Annotated in this window: 6 protein-coding genes and 1 tRNA gene; 6 read left to right on the forward strand and 1 reads right to left on the reverse strand. The window is 35.3% G+C overall.

Annotated features, from left to right (window positions below; genetic code table 11):
• Positions 1–123: 123 nt before the first annotated feature.
• A tRNA-Val gene (locus B5V89_RS19715) sits at positions 124–196 on the reverse strand.
• Between the two features lie 166 nt (positions 197–362).
• Between B5V89_RS19715 and B5V89_RS19720 the strand changes: the two genes are divergently transcribed.
• The 6 genes from B5V89_RS19720 to ssuC form a co-directional block, all read left to right on the forward strand.
• The gene (locus B5V89_RS19720) at positions 363–1,052 is read left to right on the forward strand and encodes an alpha/beta hydrolase (protein WP_108073699.1); all 690 of its coding nucleotides are present in this window, start codon (positions 363–365) and stop codon (positions 1,050–1,052) included.
• Positions 1,053–1,137: 85 nt separating this feature from the next.
• Complete coding sequence (locus tag B5V89_RS19725; protein WP_108073691.1) at positions 1,138–1,650, forward strand: YjcG family protein; 513 nt, start codon at positions 1,138–1,140, stop codon at positions 1,648–1,650.
• 7 nt (positions 1,651–1,657) lie between these two features.
• Positions 1,658–2,080, forward strand: a complete 423-nt coding sequence (locus B5V89_RS19730; RefSeq protein ID WP_108073693.1) for a GNAT family N-acetyltransferase — start codon at positions 1,658–1,660, stop codon at positions 2,078–2,080.
• 90 nt (positions 2,081–2,170) lie between these two features.
• A complete protein-coding gene (locus tag B5V89_RS19735) occupies positions 2,171–2,548 on the forward strand; it encodes a hypothetical protein (RefSeq protein WP_108073695.1) in 378 nt (125 codons plus the stop codon).
• Positions 2,549–2,688: 140 nt separating this feature from the next.
• Positions 2,689–3,675 carry a sulfonate ABC transporter substrate-binding protein gene (locus B5V89_RS19740; RefSeq protein WP_107920757.1) on the forward strand — a complete coding sequence of 329 codons (987 nt, stop codon included), beginning with the start codon at positions 2,689–2,691 and terminating at the stop codon, positions 3,673–3,675.
• Positions 3,676–3,695: 20 nt separating this feature from the next.
• The coding region (gene ssuC, locus B5V89_RS19745) for an aliphatic sulfonate ABC transporter permease SsuC (RefSeq protein WP_108073697.1) at positions 3,696–4,475 on the forward strand (780 nt) is incomplete at its 3' end.

The following is a 4,475-nucleotide window of genomic DNA, read 5'->3' on the forward strand; positions in this document are numbered from 1 at the left end:
AACTTTTCGGGGTCACAACATTATTTGCAAAGTGGTTTAGTTAGTTGGCAGGAGTTTTTATGACGACCATAACATTTTTAGTTATTTAGAATGTCGCTTGAACCCTTGATACGACTCGGTTTATGACCTGTGAGGGACTTGAACCCCCGACCCCAACCCTGTCAAGGTTGTGCTCTCCCAACTGAGCTAACAGATCGTAATATTATGTAGAACAATAATAAATATATTATGCTTCCTCTCTTCTGTCAACTGTTTTTTGTTGTATAAAATTATTTTCTTTTTTAAGTAGTTCGAAGTAAAATTAAAATAAGTTGATAGGAGGCAGTAAATTGAGTACACAAAAAAGCACGATTACAGAAATAATGTTTGAGAGTAAAGTATTAGGGGAAAATTTAACCGTCTTAGTTTATTTACCTGCGAATTACTCTCCATTGTATAAATATAATTTATTAATTGCGCAAGATGGGAAAGATTATTTTCAACTAGGAAGAATAGCGCGAGTGGCGGACGAGTTGCTGGATAATGCAGAAATTGAAAACGTTATTATCGTGGGAATCCCGTATCGAAATGTCCACGATCGACGAAAGAAATATCATCCAGAAGGTGAACAAAACGATGCATATATTCGATTTTTAGCGCATGAACTCGTTCCATTTTTAGATGAAAAATATCCTACATACCAAGTTGGGAATGGGAGAATCTTAATTGGAGATTCGCTTGGGGCGACCGTTTCATTAATGACAGCTGTGAAATATCCAAATATTTTTGGAAAAGTTATTTTGCAATCGCCATTGGTCAATGATCAAGTGTTACAACTTGTGAAAAATCATCCAAACCCCCATCTGTTAGATATTTATCATATTATTGGCAAGGGAGAAACAGAAGTTACCACGACAAATGGAAGTATTCAAGATTTTTTAACACCAAACCGTGAACTTCATCAATTATTTGAAGAAAAAGGATTTCAAAACTTTTATGAGGAATTTGAAGGAAATCATACATGGAAGTTTTGGCAGCCCGATTTAAAAAGAGCATTAAAACATGTATTATAGACTGATATATAGTTTATTATGTTAAATTTTCCGAAAAATTGTTATAATAATATTAATTAAGTATTTTTTAAGGAGGTAATAACAAATGAAATATGGTATTGTCATGTTTCCATCAAAGAAACTACAAGATCTTGTGAATTCCTACAGAAAAAGATATGATCCTCATTATGCGCTGATTCCTCCTCATATTACTCTAAAACATGTATTTGAATCTTCGGATGATGAAATTAAGACAATTTCGCATAAACTTAATCAATTATCTAAACAGCATCATCCGTTGAAGATTCATGTATCAAAGGTTAGTTCATTTCAACCTGTAAATAATACAATTTATTTCAAAGTAGAGCCGACAGAAGAACTTGAACAATTACACAAACAATTGTATAGTGAACTGCCTGGTGAAGATCCGGAATATTCTTTTGTCCCTCATATTACCATTGGGCAAAAGTTATCAAATGACGAACATTCAGATATTTATGGGCAATTACGTATGGTCGGAATCGATCATGAAGAAGTGATCGATCGTTTTCACCTTTTATATCAACTTGAAAATGGTCAATGGACCGTATATGAAACATATCGCCTAGGAGAGGAATAATTGCACTGTGAAAGTCATTCAAGTAGAAACAGAAGAACAGTTAAACGATGCATTTACTATTAGAAAAAAAGTCTTTGTCGAAGAACAGCATGTCGATGTTGAGGAAGAAATTGATCAATACGAAGAAAATTCGGAGCATTTTGTTTTATATGATGAAAATAATGCGGCCGGAGCCGGGCGTTTCCGAATCCTTGATGGAAAAGGAAAGGTAGAACGAATATGTATTCTACCTGCATATCGCGGCAAAGGTGCCGGCAAAATAGTGATGGATGCAATTGAACAATATGCGACGCAGCAAGATGTTCACGTCTTAAAACTTAATGCGCAAACACATGCCATCCCTTTTTATGAAAAATTAGGCTATAAAGTAATATCAGAAGAATTTATGGATGCGGGAATTCCACATAAAACGATGGAAAAACGCATTTAAATGAATGAGGGTATCATAAGATGCCCTCATTTTATTTTTCTTTTATAAAAGAACCCTCTTTAGGAAAACTTACTACTAAAGGAGGATATTATGAAGCTGTTTATTGAATACATACTAGATGAACTTGAACAAATTGGATTAAACAATAATTATCGGGTTTCTCTTTCCTCTTCAAAAAATGAGGAAAATTATGTAAGAGGTGTTATGCAGTATTTTGATCAATACTTCGATATACATTTTATTATTATTTTTAGCCATCCCGAAAAAAATCCAAATTTAAATTATATTTTTTGGATTCTAGACCGAGAAGGCAACAAAAGTTTAACTAATGGATCAGAGAAAAAAGAGAAAAAAACTGACATCATTAAAGAAAAGGCACTAAAAGAAATAAAAATCAACTTAACCGAAGGAGAAGATATTCGCTACCTACTGGAAGAAATCAATCAAATCGTAAAAGGAAATGTATAAAAACCAGTTTACTGGTTTTTTTTGTTGCCTCAATTACTTTTCTCTCCCAACAAACTTTTAAAATTCAGGTACCTAATTATCGCTTTAACATATGTTATATTGAACAATTTGCCTAGGCATTAGCACAATGAAAGGATGCGATGAATCTGAAAAGAAAATATGTATATTTTATCCCATTTTTACTTTTCATCTTATTCATATCAACAATTATGAGTGGGTGTAATAAAGGGAATCCAAAGGCAGCTTCTTCTTCAGATGACAAGGTTCTGCGGATCGGATATCAGAAAAATTGTCCTTTAGTTATTCTGAAAGAGCTCGGTACGTTGGAGAAGGAATTAAAATCTCACGGCTATAAGGTAAAGTGGTCTGAATTCCAAGCGGGTCCAGCACTACTTGAAGCATTAAGTGCCGGCAGTATTGATTTCGGTAGAACGGGCGATTCACCACCAATTTTTGCACAAGCAGCGGGTTCTACATTACGATATGTTGCCTCTGGGATCTCTAAATATCAAGGCTCAGGTATTCTAGTCAAAAATGATGGACAAATCAAAAGCTTAGCTGATCTAAAGGGGAAAAAGATTGCATTTGCAAAGGGTTCCAGCTCCCATTTTTTACTCATTAATGCGTTGAAAAAAGCGAATATATCTATAAACGATATTGAACCCGCCTATTTAGCACCAGGAGATGCAAGAATAGCTTTCGAACAAAATAAAGTAGACGCTTGGGTTGTTTGGGACCCATTTACGGCAGATGCTGAAAAATTACCTAATACAAAATTTCTAGTGAATGGAAAAGGACTTACTTCCGATCGCGATTATTTTGTTGCATCCTCTACGTTTGCGAAGGCCCATCCTGACATTATTAAAGTCGTTTTAAAGGAAGTACAAAAATCGTCAGACTGGGCGAATAGTCATCAAAAAGAAGCAGCCGAGCTACTTTCAAATCTTCTCGGAATTGAGGAGTCCTCCATGCTCAAGGCGATTGAAAGAAGAACATACGGTGTTGAAAAAATAACAGATGAAGTAATCAACGAACAGCAACATATCGCTGATACATTTTACGAATTAAAAATTATTCCGAAAAAAGTAAACATAAAGGAGAATGTCCTCAATTTAAACGAAAACTAGAAACGAAAGGATGCCTATACGTGAAAACATTCATAAAGAAACTAGTGCCTTGGGGAATTCCCGTTCTAATCGTTGTATGCTGGCAGTTTTTCACAAAGTTTCACATCTTGTCTACCAACTTTTTACCAGCCCCTTCCGATGTGTTTGTGGCGGCATTTCATTTAATCAATAACGGAGAGTTATTTCATAATGTATGGGTTAGTTTATGGAGGGCTTTACTTGGTTTTTTCATTGGTGGAAGTATCGGTTTTATCCTCGGACTGTTGAATGGCATCTTTCGAACGTCTGAAACATTATTAGATACTTCGATACAAATGCTGAGGAATATCCCACATCTTGCCCTCGTGCCGTTAGTGATTCTATGGTTTGGAATTGAAGAGGAGGCAAAAATATTTCTCGTTGCGACTGGTGTTCTATTCCCTATATATCTTAATACCTATCATGGTATAAAAAATGTCGATAAGGGATTAATCGAAATGGGAAAAAGTTATGGACTAAAAGGTTTCCCCCTCTTTGTTCACATCATTTTCCCTGGTGCCCTTTCCTCCATTCTTGTCGGTGTCCGTTTCACTTTAGGGATTATGTGGGTGACACTTATTGTAGCAGAAACTATATCTTCTACTTCGGGAATCGGCTATATGGCGATGACCGCAAGAGAATTTATGCAAATGGATATCATTGTATTAAGCATTCTTCTATATGCCTTATTAGGAAAGGCATCCGATATCATTGCCAAGTTTTTTGAAAAAAAATGGCTTCAATGGCATCCAAACTATCAACAAAGACTTGTGGTAATAAGT

It is taken from the genome of Heyndrickxia sporothermodurans, from assembly GCF_003055045.1.
In the GTDB taxonomy this organism is placed as follows: domain Bacteria; phylum Bacillota; class Bacilli; order Bacillales; family Bacillaceae_C; genus Heyndrickxia; species Heyndrickxia sporothermodurans.

Bases quoted from the DNA above. Each gene is read 5' to 3' on its own strand.
- B5V89_RS19740 (WP_107920757.1), top strand. From the start codon at position 2,689: ATGAATCTGAAAAGAAAATATGTATATTTTATCCCATTTTTACTTTTC.
- B5V89_RS19735 (WP_108073695.1), top strand. From the start codon at position 2,171: ATGAAGCTGTTTATTGAATACATACTAGATGAACTTGAACAAATTGGA.
- B5V89_RS19720 (WP_108073699.1), top strand. From the start codon at position 363: ATGTTTGAGAGTAAAGTATTAGGGGAAAATTTAACCGTCTTAGTTTAT.
- B5V89_RS19725 (WP_108073691.1), top strand. From the start codon at position 1,138: ATGAAATATGGTATTGTCATGTTTCCATCAAAGAAACTACAAGATCTT.